The sequence below is a fragment of the Komarekiella delphini-convector SJRDD-AB1 genome, assembly GCF_014831675.1.
GTDB lineage: Bacteria > Cyanobacteriota > Cyanobacteriia > Cyanobacteriales > Nostocaceae > Komarekiella.
Genome location: NZ_VJXY01000018.1, coordinates 137,444 through 154,860, shown reverse-complemented (window position 1 = coordinate 154,860; position 17,417 = coordinate 137,444). Strand labels below are relative to the sequence as shown.

The following is a 17,417-nucleotide window of genomic DNA, read 5'->3' as shown; positions in this document are numbered from 1 at the left end:
CAGTTTTTCCTGGTGTCTATTGCGCGGTGGAACCACGCTGAACCCTTCCCGAACTCAGAGGTGAAACGCTGCTGCGGCCACGATAGTTTAGGGGTTGCCCTACGCAAAAATAGCTCGATGCCAGGTTTATTTTTTACAAAAACCCCCTATGTCACTGGCTAGGGGGTTTTTGTTTTAACTATTCTGCAATTAAGGAAAATAGACCTTTTGCAAATATGTTGCAAAGGGTCTATTGAGTATTAAGAGAACAACAGAAAAATATTTATTTTTAAATTTTCTTATTAAACAGAGAGATTCACCTAAGTCGCTTCAGCAAAGTTTGCCATGGGTAATTCCTACTTTTCTTGAGTTATCTGGGATGTTTTCTAAGCTTTTGTCAGCAAAATACTTATCCATGAGAGCAGAGACTTGTACAGCCTGAATCCGGCTATAGCGGCTTTTGTCTGGCATAACTAAATTGGGCCCAGCTTTACAGTTTTTCATGCAACCAGTGCCTTTGATAGTTACTTGGTCTTCCAAGCCGCGATCGCTCAAAGCTGCCTCTAGCGCCTGACAAACTGCTTTGCCACCACGTTTCATGCAATCAGACTTCTGACATACTAAGATTGCGGCTTTTGTCTTAGTTGGTTTTGCTTTAGCGTTATTAATTGGTGTTAGTTTTTGTGGGTGGTAATTGGTGGTGTTTGTGTCGTGGAGCGAACTTTTACCAATTTCCCACTCTCTATGTGCTGCCATCACACGCTCAGCTTTTAGTGTGACCTTGCCATTTTTCCAGTCGTGCTTTTTTGTACCTGTAACTTGTAGCCAAGTGCCTGGTGGCAACCGCAAATCAAAAGCAGCCCGTAAATGTTTAGCTAATTTAATATAACATTCACCATCAACAGTAGCCAATAGCAAGCCTTTAAGCTTATAACCATCCTTGATATCAAAATCGAGAAACCTTCCCTCAAAGCAAAATTCTGATACTTCCGTAGTGTAGGATTCACTCATGTTATTGACCTATTTTTAACTAAAACTAAGTTATCTAGCCAGACAGTCTTAGCAACGGTAGCTGCGAATTAAAACTGTTGGTAGCGGCTCTGCCAGCAGTTTTCAAGAGTCCAAATCATGTCTTGACGGGAAACTGTAAATCGCTGCATCACACTCCACAGTTGAATAGCTGCCACAGGACTGCCAATTTCAACTCTCAATGGCTGGTTAGTTTCACACCAACAGGGAATGTTTAGCTCCTGTAAGCGTTGATAAACTTGCCATCGATCTGCCCAATGCACCTCTACAATGTGCTTTCTTTCTTTTTCTGAACTAGACGATTTCAAGAGAATTGCCCTCAAAGTGCAACAAACTTGCAGTAACTACTGCGCCTCAACTCCTTATGTTTAAAAATTTTAGGAGTGTAGCCTCTTAAATAAGGATACCTTAAGTGCAAACAATTCTCAGTAGCTTTTAAAAAAAAATTGCTCTTTGTAGGGTATGTGCTGAACGACATTACTTACTTTAAATTTTTCAACCTAAGCACTGAGTAGCTTCTATACTTTGAAATTTAGATTTGGATTCGACCTAACGCTCATTGCTACTCTGTTGGAAATCGTCCATTCTCCAAGAAACCGTTTTACGTGTACTAGATAGACGTTACAAGTGAAGAAACCTGCTCATGCAAGTGTTCTATAGAAATGCCGCTACGACAACTCTGGGCAGTGTTGGTTGTTTCGTAAAAGAAACTGAGTTTTTCATTAGCCCCGACCCAAAGTGAATACTTAGTCTTCTATCTTCCCCTTGATACATATGCATATTAAAGGGTGTATGTCAAAGATAATGGTAAGTATACACCGCTTGATGGGTGTATCATCCTACGGTGGTGGAGTAAACTTAAGAATTTTAGTAGCCCAAAATTCAAAATACTATAATAATTATTGGGCTTGCTTTCATTTTTAAAATGTTAAGATGTAAAGACCAAGCAGTTAAAAACTATAACTGCTAAAAAGCGAGGAGAACAATGTCTGAAACGCAAACTGTATTACGGAATTTTGGTCATGTTTATGACAATCCGGTGTTGCTGGATCATAGTGTAACTGCTCCAGTTACTGAAGGATTTAATGTTGTATTAGCTAGTTTCCAGGCACTATACTTGCAGTATCAAAAACATCATTTTGTTGTTGAAGGCTCAGAATTTTATCAGTTGCATCAGTTTTTTAATGAGAGTTACGAAGAAGTGCAAGGACACACCCATGAAATCGGGGAACGATTGGATGGACTGGGTGGTGTGCCAGTAGCTAGTTTCAGTAAATTAGCAGAACTAACCTGTTTTGAGCAAGAAGCCGATGGCGTATATTCTTGCCGTCAGATGGTAGAAAATGACCTAGCCGCAGAACAAGCTATTATTGGTGTGATTCGCCGTCAAGCCGCTCAGGCAGAGAGTTTAGGAGACAGAGCTACACGTTATCTGTACGAAAAAATTCTGTTAAAGACTGAAGAAAGGGCTTTCCATTTGGCTCACTTTTTGGCTAAAGATAGCTTGACCTTGGCGTTTGTCCAACCAGCCCAAAATTAAAACTCTCAAATCTAGATTGGTCTACCCTAAACTTTAAGAAAGGTTGGAAGAACTAAGCTTCTGAAAAAATCCAAAAAATGGCAGAGAGTATCATCGCTACTTCTCTGCCATTTTTAATCTAATGAAATATAACAATATAATTAATATTTAATATTGCGAGTATTTAGCAATTAGCCTAGTTAAGAACTATTATTATCTGTATTAATTTACTTGTCATGAATAGCTAAACTTATATGTAATAAAATAAATTACTAATTGTTGCAAAGTATCATCAAGATAAATAGTAAATATTCGCAAAAACTTGAAAGCTTTTACCCTCATTTTTAAATAAAAGTAGACATCAAAATGGAGAGAAAGACAGAAATTAATTCTTAACTTCTTATATTCCCTAATTTTCAACGCCAGTTGCCTGGTTAATAAAGCAACTTGACCCAATCTTGTCTTGTAGTTGATGCTAAGCGAACCGAAAACCGACCTTTTGGGAAATACAAAGTGGAGAGTTGGAGTTCTACATTTCTTACTTCTGTTTTCCTCTGTATGTCTCAAACCTGTAAAACTTAATAATAAAAAGCATCATAACGGGTAAAGACCCTTAAAATAATCAGGATTTGTATTCTCGTACTTGAAGGCAACGACTATGCCCCGCCGTGACGACCTCCGGAAGATTCTGCTATTAGGTTCTGGCCCAATTGTGATTGGACAAGCCTGTGAGTTTGACTACTCTGGCACCCAAGCCTGTAAAGCGCTGCGAGAAGAAGGCTATGAAGTTGTGCTGGTTAACTCCAACCCTGCGACGATTATGACCGACCCGGAAACGGCCGATCGCACCTACATTGAGCCGTTAACACCGGAATTGGTCGAAAAAGTCATCGCTAAAGAACGCCCCGACGCCTTACTACCCACGATGGGGGGACAAACAGCTCTCAACCTTGCCGTTACTTTAGCCAAAAATGGGGTGTTAGAAAAGTACGGCGTTGAGTTAATTGGCGCTAAGCTACCAGCGATTGAGAAAGCCGAAGATCGGAAGCTGTTTAACGAGGCTATGGCAAAGATTGGGGTGGCTGTGTGTCCTAGCGGCACAGCTTCATCCTTAGAAGAATCAAAGGCGATCGCCCGCCAAATTGGCACTTATCCCTTGATTATTCGCCCTGCCTTTACAATGGGTGGTACTGGTGGTGGTATTGCCTACAACCAAGAAGAATTTGAAGAAATGGCACAGGTAGGTATAGATGCTAGTCCTGTTTCGCAAATTCTTATTGATCAGTCTTTACTGGGCTGGAAAGAATACGAACTCGAAGTGATGCGTGACCTTGCAGATAACGTCGTGATTATCTGCTCGATCGAAAACCTTGATCCTATGGGTATCCACACTGGAGACTCAATTACCGTCGCTCCCGCGCAAACCCTCACTGATAAAGAATATCAAAGACTGCGGGATATGGCAATTAAAATCATCCGTGAAATCGGCGTAGAAACTGGCGGTTCTAATATTCAGTTTGCCGTCAATCCCGTCACAGGCGATGTGGTCGTAATTGAAATGAACCCCCGTGTTTCTCGCAGTTCCGCTTTGTCTTCCAAGGCTACAGGTTTTCCCATCGCTAAGATGGCAGCAAAGCTAGCTGTCGGCTATACCCTGGATGAAATTAAAAATGACATTACAAAGAAAACTCCCGCATCCTTTGAACCAACAATTGACTATGTAGTGACAAAAATCCCCCGCTTTGCATTTGAAAAATTCCCTGGTTCAGAACCAGTGCTAACAACGCAAATGAAGTCGGTAGGAGAAGCAATGGCTATTGGTCGGACGTTCAACGAATCTTTCCAAAAAGCGCTGCGTTCCTTGGAAACCGGACGCGCTGGTTGGGGTTGCGACAAAGCCGAAAAATTACCTAGTGGTGAACAAATTCGCGCTCAACTGCGGACACCTAATCCTGATCGCATCTTTGCTGTGCGTCATGCTTTACAGCTAGGGATAAGTATTGAAGAAATCTATGAACTCACAGGCATTGACCCTTGGTTCTTAGATAAAATGCAGCAATTGCTGGATGTGGAGAAGTTCCTCAAGCGGACACCTTTACAGCAATTGACAAAAGAGCAACTTTATCAGGTGAAGCGGGACGGATTTAGCGATCGCCAGATTGCCTTTGCTACCAAAACCACTGAAGATGAAGTTCGCGCTTACCGCAAACAATTAGGAATTATCCCAGTTTACAAAACTGTGGACACCTGTGCTGCTGAGTTTGAAGCGTTTACTCCGTATCACTACTCTACCTATGAAGAAGAAACGGAGGTTTTGCCAGCAACCAAGCCAAAGGTGATGATTTTGGGTGGTGGCCCTAACCGTATTGGACAAGGAATTGAGTTTGACTATTGCTGTTGTCATGCTGCCTATGCTTTAAAAGGGGCAGGGTTTGAGACGATTATGGTCAACTCTAACCCAGAGACAGTATCAACAGATTATGACACAAGCGATCGCCTCTACTTTGAGCCGTTGACTAAGGAAGATGTCCTTAACATCATCGAAACAGAAAATCCTGTAGGGATAATTATTCAGTTTGGAGGTCAAACACCGCTGAAGTTGGCTGTTCCCCTTGAGCAATTTCTAAGCAATGACAACTCAGGATTGAGCACTAAAATCTGGGGTACATCGCCGGACTCTATCGACATGGCAGAAAACCGAGAGCGGTTTGAAAAGATTCTTAAAGAGTTGAATATTGCCCAGCCGCCCAATGGTATTGCTCGGAGTTACGAGGATGCGCTGATTGTCGCCCAACGCATTGGTTATCCGGTAGTAGTACGTCCCAGTTATGTATTGGGAGGACGAGCGATGGAAATCGTCTATTCCGATACAGAGTTGGAACGCTACATGACCTTTGCGGTGCAGGTGGAACCTGAACACCCAATTTTGATTGATAAATTTTTGGAAAATGCTATTGAAGTCGATGTAGATGCGATCGCTGACCACACTGGACGGGTCGTAATTGGCGGTATTATGGAACACATCGAACAAGCCGGAATTCACTCAGGAGACTCCGCCTGCTCGTTACCTTCTATTTCCCTACCACCAGCTGTTCTCAATCAAATTCGCACTTGGACGGTGCAGTTAGCACAGGCGTTGTCAGTTGTAGGGTTAATGAATATCCAGTTTGCCGTGGTCGGTGCTCAAGGTTATTCTCCCCAAGTTTATATCTTGGAAGCTAACCCCCGCGCCTCACGCACAGTACCATTCGTGTCTAAAGCAACTGGCGTACAGCTAGCGAAACTAGCATCTCTAATTATGTCAGGTAAAACCTTAGATGAACTCCGCTTCACCCAGGAAATTATTCCATCTCACATTGCCGTCAAAGAAGCAGTATTACCGTTTAATAAATTCCCTGGAACTGATACAATATTGGGCCCAGAAATGCGCTCTACTGGCGAAGTCATGGGAATCGACAGCGACTTTGGGCGAGCATTTGCCAAGGCAGAAATGGGTGCTGGAGAGCGTTTACCCCTGACGGGAACCGTATTTGTGTCGATGAGCGATCGCGACAAAACTCCTGCGGTTTCTGTAGTCAAGGAGTTTATTGATTTAGGCTTTAAGGTAATGGCTACAGTTAGCACACGCCGAGTTCTTCAAGAACATGGGTTAGATGTTGAGTTAGTACTGAAACTCCATGAAGGTCGTCCCCACGTTCTAGATGCCATCAAAAACCAGAAAATCCAACTCATCATCAACACACCTTCAGGGGAAGAAGCTCAGACCGATGCCAGGTTAATCCGCCGCACAGCCTTAGCTTACAAAATACCAATTATTACCACGATTGCCGGGGCGAAAGCCACCGTCGCCGCCATCCGCTCCCTACAAAATACGACTTTGGACGTAAAAGTCATCCAAGATTACTGCGCGAGCCTTTAGCGGTGCTCTGAGAAAGAACTCAAAGGTGGAGGAGTAGAGGAGTGGGGAAATCATTTTCAATATTTTTTCCTCCCTCTCTTTTTTCCCTTCCCAGTCCAGTCTCATTACCAGAAAAATTAAGCAATTGTTATAAGAGAATAATTATAGTTATCATTGAGATATTTTAACAAATATGAGGATTTCTTTATCCAGATATTCATTCAATCGGCTTCTAGAAAGTCTTGAGAGTCATATTGGTATTGCATGGAGTGGAACAATCAGGAAATTCGAGACTATTAAATGTCCAAAATTCTCTCATAAATGTTACAATTATTAATACTTATCCAATAGAAAAATGTTTAACAAGCACCTTTTATCTAACTGTAGATACTTGTGAAAACAGGAAAATAACTGTAACTTCTAGCAGTTAGTAGCCCTAATTTGATTACTATGAGCAGCCGAGTTTATCGGGCGCGTAAATTGCAAACCATAGCATGGGTTCCCAGTCAGACTGGGTAGCACCCTCTAAAAGCATCTATCTATCCGTTAATGACCCTACCGCCAAACCCATCATTACCAAAGAGTAGCGCCATGAAGACCGCTCAGACAGCCACAGACCTCGTGCGGACTTACCTGCGTGAGATTGGCCGTGTGCCACTCTTAACCCACGAGGAGGAGATTTGCTATGGCAAACAGGTGCAACGTTCAACCACCTTGCACGAATCAAGAGAATATCTGACCACCCAGTTAGGTCGTGAGCCGACTCTAGATGAGTGGGCAAGAGCAACAAAGCTAGAACCAGCAGAGTTGAATGAGGCGATCGCAGACGGGGAAATTGCCAAGCGCAAAATGGTAGAAGCCAATTTGCGGCTCGTGGTGTCCGTTGCCAAAAAGTACATTAAGCGCAACGTCGATTTACTGGATTTAATACAGGAAGGCAGCATTGGTATGCAACGGGGTGTGGAAAAGTTTGACCCCACCAAAGGTTACAGATTTTCCACCTATGCCTATTGGTGGATACGGCAAGCTATCACACGTGCTATTGCCGAAAAAGCTCGCACCATTAGGTTGCCTATCCATATTACTGAGAAATTAAATAAGATTAAAAAAGCACAGCGGCAATTATCTCAAAAACTGGGACGCGCTCCTACCGCTGCTGAGTTAGCCCAAGAATTAGAATTGACCCCTAAACAAGTACGAGAGTATTTAGAAAAGGCACGTTTGCCATTATCTCTAGATTTACGGCTAGGAGATAACTATGATACCGAACTCGGAGAAATGTTAGAAGATCCAGGCGCTTCTCCAGAAGAATTTGTCATGCAATCTTCCTTATCTTATGACTTAGAGCGCCTAATGGGCGATCTAACCCCACAGCAGAAGGAAGTGATCACACTACGCTTTGGGTTAATCGATGGACAAGCGCTAACTCTTGCCAAAATCGGTGAAATTCTGAACATCAGCCGAGAACGAGTACGGCAAATTGAGCGGGAAGCCTTAACAAAACTTCGTAAGTCTAAAGCCAATATGGATGAATATTTGGCAAGTTAGTCATTAGTCATTTGTCCTTTATTGTTAGTTTGTTCCTTACATAGGACAAGTGACTGATGACCAATGGGTGAGAAAATACGCTGACTTTGGTACGGTTACACCGACTTCCAACATACAACTAGCCTGTTACATTAGTTGACAGGAAGACCAAAAACACCGCAGCCAATAGTGGTATTGAAGGAGAAAAAAGTGAGTAACTCGTCTAATAAAGTATCAGAGTTTTTTAATAGCGAATCAGAAACTAGCAATTTCTTGTGGCAATACGTAAAATCCTTAAGTCCAGAGACAGTTACCCAGCTATCTAAGCCTACTTCCTCTGAAGTTTTTCAGGTGATGGAACGTAACATTGTGGGACTTTTGGGGAACCTGCCTCCAGAAAACTTTGGTGTTACTATTACTACCAATAGGGAAAGTCTTGGTCGGCTTCTTGCCTCCGCTATGATTAGTGGTTATTTCTTGCGTAACGCTGAACAAAGAATGGACTTTGAAATTGCTTTGCAAGGTACTGAAACCAATAGCGAAATCGAATAAGCATGTCAGCATGTCAAGTTTAAAAATCATCTTTCCCTAATTCAAACTGCGGTGTCATCGGTAGTGAATGAGGTAATTAGTTCAATGAGAGGCTTATCTCCAAATGAATAATACAGGCGCGTGGATAAATTAACAGCGGTAGACAATCTTTGCAATAAATACAAACTCGGCAGCGTGCAAACTAACCTGCCGAGTTTTGTTATTATTTAAAGACTTAAGAATCAGAATTAAAAGCTTCTTTGCTTTATTATCTTCCTATATTTGCGATTAACTATGAGTGAAACCAGTTCTTTGCCACCCCATAAAATTATTGGTGTTGCTGTAATTTGGAACGACCAAGAGCAAATTTTAATTGATCGCCGTCGTCCAGAGGGAGCAATGGGCGGTTTGTGGGAATTTCCTGGTGGTAAAATCGAGCTTGGTGAAACAATTAAAGAGTGTATTCAACGAGAAATTGCCGAAGAACTGGGAATAGTGATTGAAGTAGGAGAGCACCTGATTACTATTGACCACACCTACACAGACTTGCGCGTCACGCTGACAGTACATCACTGCCGTCATCTTACAGGTGTTCCTCAACCTCTGGAATGCGATGAAATTCGCTGGGTAAACTTGAAAGAATTGGATAAATTTACTTTTCCTAAAGCAAACGTTCAAATTATTGCTGCCTTGAAGCAGAGTAAACAGGTAGACAGAAACTACATTTACAGAGAATCATCTGGCTAATAGAGTATTTTTCAAGTAACGTAGGCGTAATTTACAAGTAACAATCTATTAATTGCATCAGGTAGAGTCCCGCAATTTTCTACAATGATCGCAGGGACTTTGATAAAAGGTGTCAGCAAACAAATGCCTAAAACCGTTGCCGACGTGATGAGCCGCGATCCGATTGTCGTCCGGGCGGAAACTCCACTGAATGAAGCTATCCAAATTCTTGCAGAACGCCACATCAGCGGGCTACCTGTTGTCGATGATGTCGGTAAATTAGTGGGCATTATCTCAGAAACCGACTTGATGTGGCAAGAAACCGGTGTTACTCCACCCGCATACATCATGTTTCTTGATAGCGTTATCTATTTAAAAAATCCTGCTGAATACGAGCGTGACTTGCACAAAGCACTAGGGCAAACGGTTGGGGAGGTGATGAGTCAAAACCCGATCACCATTTCTCCTGACAAAACTTTAAAGGAAGCAGCTCAACTCATGCACGATCGCAGTGTTCACCGCTTACCAGTGCTTGACAGCGCGGGTCAAGTAATTGGTGTTCTAACCCGTGGTGATATTATTCGAGCAATGGCAGCAAGTCAAGATTAGTCATTTGTCAAGAGTCTAGAGTGTTTTGACTTTTGACTGTTAATTTTAATACCTTTGAAAATCAAGGATAACTAAATGAGTATTACACCCGAGTCTGTTAAGCAATTGCTCAGTTCTGCGGATTTGGGCGATCGCTTGCGTGCAGTTAATCAAATCCGCCAACTGGAACCAGTAATTGGTTTTGAATTGGTTCAAGATGCGATTGGCGATAGCAATGCTCGTGTCCGCTACTCGGCGGTGAGTCAGATGGATACACTTGGGTCACAGGATTTACAGTTATCTTTAGATATATTGCGCGATCGCTTGCTCAATGACCCGGAACCTGATGTACAAGCAGCAGCAGCAGATTGTTTAGGCGCTCTTAAACTACATGAAGCTTTTGAAGACATGCAGCAGCTCTACCACACAACTGATGAGTGGCTAATACAATTCAGCATCATTGCTACGTTAGGAGAGTTGGGCGATCCACGAGCCTTTGAACTACTCAAAGAGGCACTCTCGTCAGACAATGAATTGGTACAAACTGCTGCTATTAGTTCTTTAGGTGAGTTGGGAGATGTACAAGCAGTTCCCCTATTGGCTCCCTATGCTACGAATCCAGATTGGCAAATCCGTTACAGAGTTGTACAAGCTTTGACTCATTTGAATAATGCAGAAGCCAAATCTATATTAAAAACTCTGACTGATGATGAAGTAGAAGCGATCGCAACTGAAGCGAGAAATTCTTTGCAATCAGCTTGAGTCTATTTTTTCGAGACTAAGCTGATATGTATTCAGTTTTATCCCCTCTTTTGACAAATCTGTATTAGATTCAGGCTAAAGATCATATTTTTCTGTCCACCTAGTAATTAAACAGAGATAAGGGGTAGAAACAAGTTCTTACACCCGCCAAATCCTCTCCCATCGTGGAGGGGTTTTTTATTAGACTTTTTCAATCGTCGGTTACTTTTACAAGAAGTTTATTGTTTTGTTCAATTCTTTCATAAAAAATTTTAATTACTGAGTAAAGATAGAGTGAAATTCAGAAAAAATGTATAATTTTTTACGTTATACAGAAAAAATTGTGTAACATAAAATTACCCTTATTCAGTAATTATTCGCTCAGTATTCATATAGAACTATTCGGTAATAAAGATTGCGTGAATATCGTACTCAAGTATATGCACTTAGGTAAATGCCCGATTAGTATACAAATATAGATAGGAAATAAGCACAAAACTTTTTTACCTAGAACATTACTAATCACAAAAAAGAGACTCTAATGAAAAAGTTCACTATTTTAGCAACAACACTTGCAGTATCAACCCTTAGCTTAAGTTTGTTTGGTGGTATATCTGAAGCTCAAGCGACTTCTTTAGTTCCGACAACAGAAGGAGAAATTCACTTAACAAACGTTGATTGTCTTGTTGGCATAAACTGTATTGAAACTAATCCTTTAGGTTACACAGTTACAAGTTTGCCGTATGACACTGATGGTATAAACCCACAGTATGGTCTGAGCCGTTTGTTTGTTGACCAAAGAACCACTGCAAACAACTATGGATTTGGAATTACTTTCTTATCACAGGATGAAGGAACAAACCCCGCTTTAGAAGAATATTTCTTTCGTCCAATAGCTTATCTAGCTGACACATCAGATGCTCAACCGATAGGTGTTCCTGCTGAAAATGGTCGATTGGAAGTTGGTCAGTACAAGTTCGATTTCGCTAACATCATAGGAGAGTTGGAACTAACATTCTTTGATACTGAACAAAACGGTACTACCATTCTGAAAAAGAATGGCGTCAATTTTTTACTACCAATTGCACCGGGATCTGACGGTAATATTAGAAAAATAACCTTGACAGATGTGCAATCGTTTGAAGTACAACTAGGTAGTATTGGTGGTGGATTCAATCATGGCGATGGTGTTAACTTACAAGCTCGTGTACCTGAACCAGGAGCAACTGTAAGCTTGGGTGCTTTAGCACTAACAGCTTTATTCGGCTTGCAAAAACGTAAAAAATCCTCACAAGCAGTTTAACCTTGAGAAAATAATTAATTTTGGATTCAACTGCTCGTATAAAAACTTATCTAGGTTAGTGCATCTATTTTCAGGAAAATCCTTGTCTTTCACCTTTCAATTGAGTAGATAATAAGAACTAACTACCGCAATTAGTTATTCTATCTACTCAATTTTTTTTGTATAAAAAATCCAGGTTAGGTAGAAAATTTCTGAGTACATTTTAAGCACCAAATACCTGCGGCCAAGTTGTTACCAGAAAAACTATAACTGCTGCGATCGCCAACAATCCCTGAATCAAATTCCCAATTAATGACCCTACCACAATTCCTATACCAGCCTTAACTGCCAACCCAAATTCACGTCGATAAAGGTACTCACCAATGATTGCTCCCAAAAGCGGCCCTAGTAAAATACCTAACAAAGGGCCGCCAAAAGGCAAAGCTGGCAATAATCCCAAAAATCCCAGTACTAGACCAATAATTGCGCCAATTTGCCCCCACTTACTAGCCCCTGCTTGTCTTGCTCCTATGTAGCTAGCTAAAAAGTCTACTCCGACACTGAGGAGTAAAACGATAATTGTCACTATTAGTGGTATCTTAATAGCTGCGAAAGAACTACTAACAATTCCCCAGATGATAATTGCTACTAGAATTAAACTACTGCCGGGAATAGCAGGAACCACAGCACCGATGATTCCCACTACCATTACAGCAACTAATAACCAATAAGTAATTTGCATAAAATTTTATTTTAAACTTCTAACTCAGCTAGCAAATCGAAACTAAGAGTTACTTATAAATTAAATCTCAAAGAAGCAAAACGCCTCAACATCTGTGATTATACATCGTGGGTGCATTAAGATTGCCAGCAGACTCATTCTTTTAGGGATTAGTCTAAAAAAGCCTGAAATTCCATCACAAAACTAGTTTCTCTAAAATAAATTTTGCATATATATTCGATTCATCCCTTGACTTTGTATCAAGAGGAGCTTTGTATAGCCTCTACCTGAATCTGGTAAAAATCCATCTGCGATCGCTCTCAACTCATCTTAGTAAGGTCAAGAGTGAGGATTAATCAGTTATTTGGTAGATAGGATTTACACTTTATAAATTAGAGCTAAGAGTAACAGCTAATTTATCAGCAATTCCTCTAATCCAGTTTTCATCTTGTTTAGTGTAGCTACGAGGAGTATTAGCTGCCAAAATTAGGACACCTTGATCGCCAATTGGTTGACAAATTACACCTTGAGTGTTCTCTGGCAAATAATCAAATTCAATTTTACCTGGATAAACTTTCAGAGCAACTAAATAAATCGGTTTTTGTGTTTCTAATACCCGTTTTAAGATTGCTCCTGGCGTGACTTCAGATTTAGTACCCAGAATACCGCGACGCAACAAAACTTTGCCCTGATAAAAGACTACCAGCGATCGCGTAACTGTATTAGTCAATAATAAATGAGACGCCCAGGCTAGTTCTGTTTTCACGGCTTCTGGTAAATCTGCGGCTAGTACAAAACCTTCTTCCCCAATTAGTTCTACAGCATCAGGCGATCGCGGCTGTACTTGTTGCCAAATTAAACCCGTCAAAATTAACACCGCACTCAATATTACGCCAACCACATCTCCCCGTGCTTGGGATTCGGTGAGTTCGGGTGTCAACAAACGATTAATTAGCAAAAGTACAGCACCTAACCCACCAACGACAATGGGCAGACGCCGTAAAACTCTATTAGGATCAGGTTTAGTCATTAGTTAAAGAGTCAAAAGTCAAGGGTCAAGGTTAGTAGTTTTTCTCTGCTCCTCATCTCCCCCTGCTCCCTCATCTCCTCACTCCTCCCCTGGTTCAATAATCCGCTGAAAAAGATAACCAGTACCTCGTGCTGTGAGAATCAATTCTGGGTTGCTGGGGTCATCTTCTAACTTTGCTCGCAAACGGGAAATATGCACATCTACTACACGGGTATCTACATGGCGTTCTGGTGTGTAACCCCACACTTCCTGCAAAATTTCTGAACGGGAAAAAGCTTCTCCAGAGCGGCTTACTAACAACTCTAGTAAGCTAAACTCCATACCTGTCAACCGAATGCGCTCATCGCCTTTATAAACTTGTCGCTTGTTCGTATCTATTTTGATATTGCCAACATGGATCACTCCTGAACTGGGAATACCAGAAGCACTGTTTTTGTCTACCCGCCTTAGTACAGAGCGAATTCGAGCTTCTAGCTCCTTGGGAGAAAATGGTTTAACTACGTAGTCATCAGCACCCAATTCTAGCCCCGTGATGCGATCAGCTACATCCCCCAAGGCTGTTAGCATAATAATAGGGACATCAGATTCCTTTCGTAATTCTTGACATACACCGTAGCCATCTAGCTTTGGCATCATCACATCCAAAACTACTAGGTCAGGATCGGCTTTACGAAAAGTTTCCAAAGCCTCTTCTCCGTCGCCAGCCGTTACTACATCGTAGCCAATCATGGAAAGGCGCGTTTCCAAAATCCGGCGAATGCTGGCTTCGTCGTCTACCACCAGGATTTTTTCTTTATGACTTTCCAAGTTTATCAACGCTCCTTCACTAAAATTTTACATGATTAATTTTTAATACCATAATATTAAGATATCATTCCATCAATTGATTTGGAAAAAGCTCTAACTACTACTATTATTGGATTTTAGTTTTCTCTAAGAATTAAATAATAATTAAGATTATTGAATAAGATTTAAGAATGCCAAAGCCAAAAACCTTTTACGTTTGTAACGATTGTGGAGCAGAATCGCCTCAGTGGTTTGGCAAGTGTCCAGCTTGCGGGACTTACAATTCTTTAGAAGAACAGATTGCTATCCAGTCCTCAGTAGATATACCCAGTCGGGGAGGAGTGAGTAGTTGGCACGCTACGCAGAACAATGGCAAATCTACTGCCAAAACACCTAAAGCGCGAGCTTCTTTGACATTCGAGCAAATTAGCGATCGCCAAGTAACACGTTGGGAGTCCGGTTATGGAGAACTGGATCGGGTGCTTGGTGGTGGGGTTGTTCCCGGTTCGATGGTGCTAATTGGCGGTGATCCAGGAATTGGTAAATCTACTCTACTACTGCAAGTATCGAATCAACTGGCACAAAAATACCGCATTCTCTACATTTCTGGAGAAGAATCAGGACAACAGATCAAATTAAGAGCTTCCCGCTTGGGAGTATCAAAACCGCTAGAAGTGGTGAGTAATGGAAATAGCAAAGTATTAGAAGATACTGTTAAATTAGAAACACCTGACAGTATAGGTGCAGATTTATATGTATTGCCAGAAACAGATTTAGAAGAGATTTTGCGGGAGATAGATTCTCTGCGGCCGAATGTGGCGGTGATTGATAGTATTCAAACGATTTTCTTTCCGGCTTTGACTTCTGCGCCTGGATCGGTAGCGCAGGTAAGGGAATGTACTGCCGCTTTGATGAAAGTGGCGAAGCACGAAGACATCACAATGTTGATTGTAGGGCACGTCACCAAAGAAGGAGCGATCGCCGGGCCAAAAGTCTTAGAACATTTAGTTGACACTGTGTTGTATTTTGAAGGCGATCGCTTTGCTTCTCATCGGTTATTACGGACGGTGAAAAACCGCTTTGGAGCAACTCACGAAATCGGCATTTTTGAAATGGTAGCTCAAGGACTGCGGGAAGTTGCCAATCCTTCAGAGTTATTTTTAGGCAACCGCGACGATCCTGCGCCTGGTACTGCGATTGTCGTCGCCTGTGAAGGAACTCGTCCCATTGTTGTCGAGTTGCAGGCTCTTGTAAGCCCTACCAGTTACCCTTCCCCTCGTCGTGCGGGTACTGGCGTAGACTACAACCGCCTAGTGCAAATTCTCGCAGTATTAGAAAAACGGGTGGGGATTCCCATGTCGAAATTGGATTCCTACGTCGCTTCTGCTGGTGGATTGAGTGTAGTAGAACCAGCAGTAGATTTAGGAGTAGCGATTGCCATCGTTGCCAGTTTCCGCGATCGCATCGTTGACCCAGGTACAGTATTGATTGGTGAAGTCGGGTTAGGTGGACAAGTCCGTTCGGTGTCACAAATGGAACTGCGATTGAAAGAAGCAGCTAAATTAGGGTTTAAAAGAGCGATCGTGCCAAAAGGGACAAAATTTCCCGACCTTAATATCGAGATATTACCAGTATCCAAAGTAATAGATGCAATTATCGCCGCCATTCCCCATCAAGAGTTGACAGAAGACGATTTAGAACTCGATGAAGAGTTACCATAGCCTCCTTTTTTAGGGATTAAGGGAAGCAATAAAGTAAAATATCACACCAAAGGAAAATCCACTATGACAGTTACCCAAGACTACCAAATCACTTGGGAAAAACTACCCGATGATTACAAGCTGCCAGATCATCCAGTGGACAATATCAACCAACCAGCCTTAGCTGCTGCACTCACAGAAAGCCTACAATTGGCCGGAAAAATTTCAGCTAACGCCCTGACAACAAGCAATTACGGCATTTGTGCCACCCTAAACAACAGAATGGTTATTGAAGCCCCTGATTGGGCTTTTATTCCCAAAATTAACGTTAATAGAGAAGAAGTAACACGCAGTTATACCCCTCAACTACAGGGTGACATTCCCGTAATTGTGATGGAATTTATTTTCGATACACAGGAGACAGAGTATTCTGTCAAAGCGACATATCCCCCAGGAAAATGGTTTTTCTACGAGCGCATCTTAAAAGTGCCAAACTACATCATCTTTGAGCCAGACAGCGGTAGTTTCGAGATGTATCGTTTACAACAAACTACACAACAGTACATCTTGCAAGAGCCTGATGAAAATCAACGCTACTGGATAGCGGAAATGAATCTTTACCTTGGAGTGTGGCAAGGTAGCCGTGAAAACCGCACAGGCCAATGGTTACGGTGGTGGGATGAACAAGGAAACTTACTGCTGTGGGGTTCCGAGTTAGCCGAACAAGAACGCCAACGTGCCGAACGACTAGCAGCACAATTGCGGGCGGCAGGAATTGAGCCGGAAGATTAAATTTCTTGCAAAGAATTCAGTTCGCTAGATTAGCTAAAAATTTGCTAAATCTAGCATTTTTTAGTTAAATCTCCGACTTCTTTGAGAAGTCGGGGATCTGGGCACGACAACCGCAATGTTGGTAACTTATCAAAAGTTGATATTTGTAGTATGCCAAAATAAATACCAGTAAAACTACGGTCTTGACCAGTGGTCTGGAATCTGGGGCAGCAGTTATTTGGCGATCGCTACATCATCGAGAGAAAATTGGGTGAAGGTGGAATTGGTATAACTTATCTAGCAAAAAATCAACGCGGTGAATTGCGAGTCATCAAAACCCTCAAAGAACAAATCCTCAATCGTCCCGCCTGGATAAACAAGCAAGATAAACTACGCCAAGACTTCCGGGATGAAACTTTACGACTGGCTTTGTGTGGTCATCCTCATATTGTGCAGGTAGAAAACGTCTTTAATGAGGTTAATTTGCCTTGCATGGCGATGGAGTACATCGAAGGCGAAGATTTGGTCTTCTCTTGAAGAATAAAAGATATGACTTCTTCTTCCTATTAGATCCCTCAATCTGACCCAC

At 41.9% G+C, this 17,417-nt stretch carries 15 protein-coding genes, 1 rRNA gene and 1 pseudogene; 12 read left to right on the top strand and 5 right to left on the bottom strand.

Annotated elements, in window-relative coordinates; all coding sequences use genetic code 11:
- Positions 1 to 8: 8 nt before the first annotated feature.
- A 5S ribosomal RNA gene (rrf, locus tag FNW02_RS17905) occupies positions 9 to 126 on the top strand.
- A gap of 183 nt (positions 127 to 309) precedes the next feature.
- Here rrf and FNW02_RS17900 read toward each other — a convergent pair.
- Positions 310 to 990: a (2Fe-2S) ferredoxin domain-containing protein gene (locus tag FNW02_RS17900; protein ID WP_191758857.1), complete on the bottom strand. Its 681-nt coding sequence runs from the start codon at positions 988 to 990 to the stop codon at positions 310 to 312.
- 68 nt (positions 991 to 1,058) lie between these two features.
- Positions 1,059 to 1,316, bottom strand: coding sequence for an Asr1405/Asl0597 family protein (locus tag FNW02_RS17895; protein ID WP_191758856.1), 258 nt, complete (start codon positions 1,314 to 1,316; stop codon positions 1,059 to 1,061).
- Between the two features lie 677 nt (positions 1,317 to 1,993).
- Here FNW02_RS17895 and dpsA point away from each other — a divergent pair.
- From dpsA to FNW02_RS17855, 8 genes are all read left to right on the top strand, one after another.
- The gene (gene dpsA / locus FNW02_RS17890; RefSeq protein ID WP_191758855.1) at positions 1,994 to 2,548 is read left to right on the top strand and encodes a DNA starvation/stress protection protein DpsA; all 555 of its coding nucleotides are present in this window, start codon (positions 1,994 to 1,996) and stop codon (positions 2,546 to 2,548) included.
- A gap of 637 nt (positions 2,549 to 3,185) precedes the next feature.
- A complete protein-coding gene (gene carB, locus FNW02_RS17885; RefSeq protein WP_191758854.1) occupies positions 3,186 to 6,446 on the top strand; it encodes a carbamoyl-phosphate synthase large subunit in 3,261 nt (1,086 codons plus the stop codon).
- 570 nt (positions 6,447 to 7,016) lie between these two features.
- A complete protein-coding gene (locus FNW02_RS17880; RefSeq protein WP_191758853.1) occupies positions 7,017 to 7,973 on the top strand; it encodes an RNA polymerase sigma factor, RpoD/SigA family in 957 nt (318 codons plus the stop codon).
- Between the two features lie 189 nt (positions 7,974 to 8,162).
- A complete protein-coding gene (locus FNW02_RS17875) occupies positions 8,163 to 8,504 on the top strand; it encodes a DUF760 domain-containing protein (RefSeq protein ID WP_191758852.1) in 342 nt (113 codons plus the stop codon).
- 273 nt (positions 8,505 to 8,777) lie between these two features.
- Positions 8,778 to 9,230, top strand: coding sequence for an 8-oxo-dGTP diphosphatase MutT (gene mutT / locus FNW02_RS17870; protein WP_191758851.1), 453 nt, complete (start codon positions 8,778 to 8,780; stop codon positions 9,228 to 9,230).
- A 123-nt stretch (positions 9,231 to 9,353) separates the two neighbouring features.
- Positions 9,354 to 9,818, top strand: a complete 465-nt coding sequence (locus FNW02_RS17865) for a CBS domain-containing protein (RefSeq protein ID WP_191758850.1) — start codon at positions 9,354 to 9,356, stop codon at positions 9,816 to 9,818.
- A 75-nt stretch (positions 9,819 to 9,893) separates the two neighbouring features.
- On the top strand, positions 9,894 to 10,559 hold the full coding sequence (gene nblB, locus FNW02_RS17860) for a phycobilisome degradation protein NblB (RefSeq protein ID WP_191758849.1): 666 nt from the start codon (positions 9,894 to 9,896) through the stop codon (positions 10,557 to 10,559).
- Positions 10,560 to 11,079: 520 nt separating this feature from the next.
- On the top strand, positions 11,080 to 11,841 hold the full coding sequence (locus tag FNW02_RS17855; protein WP_191758848.1) for an LEVG family PEP-CTERM protein: 762 nt from the start codon (positions 11,080 to 11,082) through the stop codon (positions 11,839 to 11,841).
- A gap of 202 nt (positions 11,842 to 12,043) precedes the next feature.
- On the opposite strand, the gene FNW02_RS17850 is transcribed toward FNW02_RS17855, so the two are convergent.
- The 3 genes from FNW02_RS17850 to rpaB all read right to left on the bottom strand — a co-directional run bounded on the left by FNW02_RS17850 (position 12,044) and on the right by rpaB (position 14,378).
- Positions 12,044 to 12,562: a DUF456 domain-containing protein gene (locus FNW02_RS17850; protein WP_191758847.1), complete on the bottom strand. Its 519-nt coding sequence runs from the start codon at positions 12,560 to 12,562 to the stop codon at positions 12,044 to 12,046.
- A 364-nt stretch (positions 12,563 to 12,926) separates the two neighbouring features.
- Positions 12,927 to 13,571 (bottom strand): cofactor assembly of complex C subunit B, encoded by a 645-nt coding sequence (locus FNW02_RS17845; protein ID WP_191758846.1) that lies wholly within the window; start codon positions 13,569 to 13,571, stop codon positions 12,927 to 12,929.
- Positions 13,572 to 13,649: 78 nt separating this feature from the next.
- Positions 13,650 to 14,378 carry a response regulator transcription factor RpaB gene (gene rpaB / locus FNW02_RS17840; protein WP_191758845.1) on the bottom strand — a complete coding sequence of 243 codons (729 nt, stop codon included), beginning with the start codon at positions 14,376 to 14,378 and terminating at the stop codon, positions 13,650 to 13,652.
- 170 nt (positions 14,379 to 14,548) lie between these two features.
- Between rpaB and radA the strand changes: the two genes are divergently transcribed.
- The 3 genes and pseudogenes from radA to FNW02_RS17825 all read left to right on the top strand — a co-directional run.
- Positions 14,549 to 16,078 (top strand): DNA repair protein RadA, encoded by a 1,530-nt coding sequence (gene radA / locus FNW02_RS17835; protein ID WP_191758844.1) that lies wholly within the window; start codon positions 14,549 to 14,551, stop codon positions 16,076 to 16,078.
- Positions 16,079 to 16,141: 63 nt separating this feature from the next.
- Positions 16,142 to 16,849 (top strand): Uma2 family endonuclease, encoded by a 708-nt coding sequence (locus FNW02_RS17830; RefSeq protein ID WP_191758843.1) that lies wholly within the window; start codon positions 16,142 to 16,144, stop codon positions 16,847 to 16,849.
- Between the two features lie 189 nt (positions 16,850 to 17,038).
- A pseudogene (locus tag FNW02_RS17825) lies at positions 17,039 to 17,353 on the top strand (protein kinase domain-containing protein); the annotation flags it as partial.
- Positions 17,354 to 17,417 lie beyond the last annotated feature (64 nt).

Coding starts and splice junctions, on each gene's coding strand:
- FNW02_RS17900 (WP_191758857.1), bottom strand. CDS start 990: ATGAGTGAATCCTACACTACGGAAGTATCAGAATTTTGCTTTGAGGGA.
- dpsA (WP_191758855.1), top strand. CDS start 1,994: ATGTCTGAAACGCAAACTGTATTACGGAATTTTGGTCATGTTTATGAC.
- carB (WP_191758854.1), top strand. CDS start 3,186: ATGCCCCGCCGTGACGACCTCCGGAAGATTCTGCTATTAGGTTCTGGC.
- FNW02_RS17880 (WP_191758853.1), top strand. CDS start 7,017: ATGAAGACCGCTCAGACAGCCACAGACCTCGTGCGGACTTACCTGCGT.
- mutT (WP_191758851.1), top strand. CDS start 8,778: ATGAGTGAAACCAGTTCTTTGCCACCCCATAAAATTATTGGTGTTGCT.
- FNW02_RS17865 (WP_191758850.1), top strand. CDS start 9,354: ATGCCTAAAACCGTTGCCGACGTGATGAGCCGCGATCCGATTGTCGTC.
- nblB (WP_191758849.1), top strand. CDS start 9,894: ATGAGTATTACACCCGAGTCTGTTAAGCAATTGCTCAGTTCTGCGGAT.
- FNW02_RS17855 (WP_191758848.1), top strand. CDS start 11,080: ATGAAAAAGTTCACTATTTTAGCAACAACACTTGCAGTATCAACCCTT.
- FNW02_RS17850 (WP_191758847.1), bottom strand. CDS start 12,562: ATGCAAATTACTTATTGGTTATTAGTTGCTGTAATGGTAGTGGGAATC.
- FNW02_RS17845 (WP_191758846.1), bottom strand. CDS start 13,571: ATGACTAAACCTGATCCTAATAGAGTTTTACGGCGTCTGCCCATTGTC.
- radA (WP_191758844.1), top strand. CDS start 14,549: ATGCCAAAGCCAAAAACCTTTTACGTTTGTAACGATTGTGGAGCAGAA.
- FNW02_RS17830 (WP_191758843.1), top strand. CDS start 16,142: ATGACAGTTACCCAAGACTACCAAATCACTTGGGAAAAACTACCCGAT.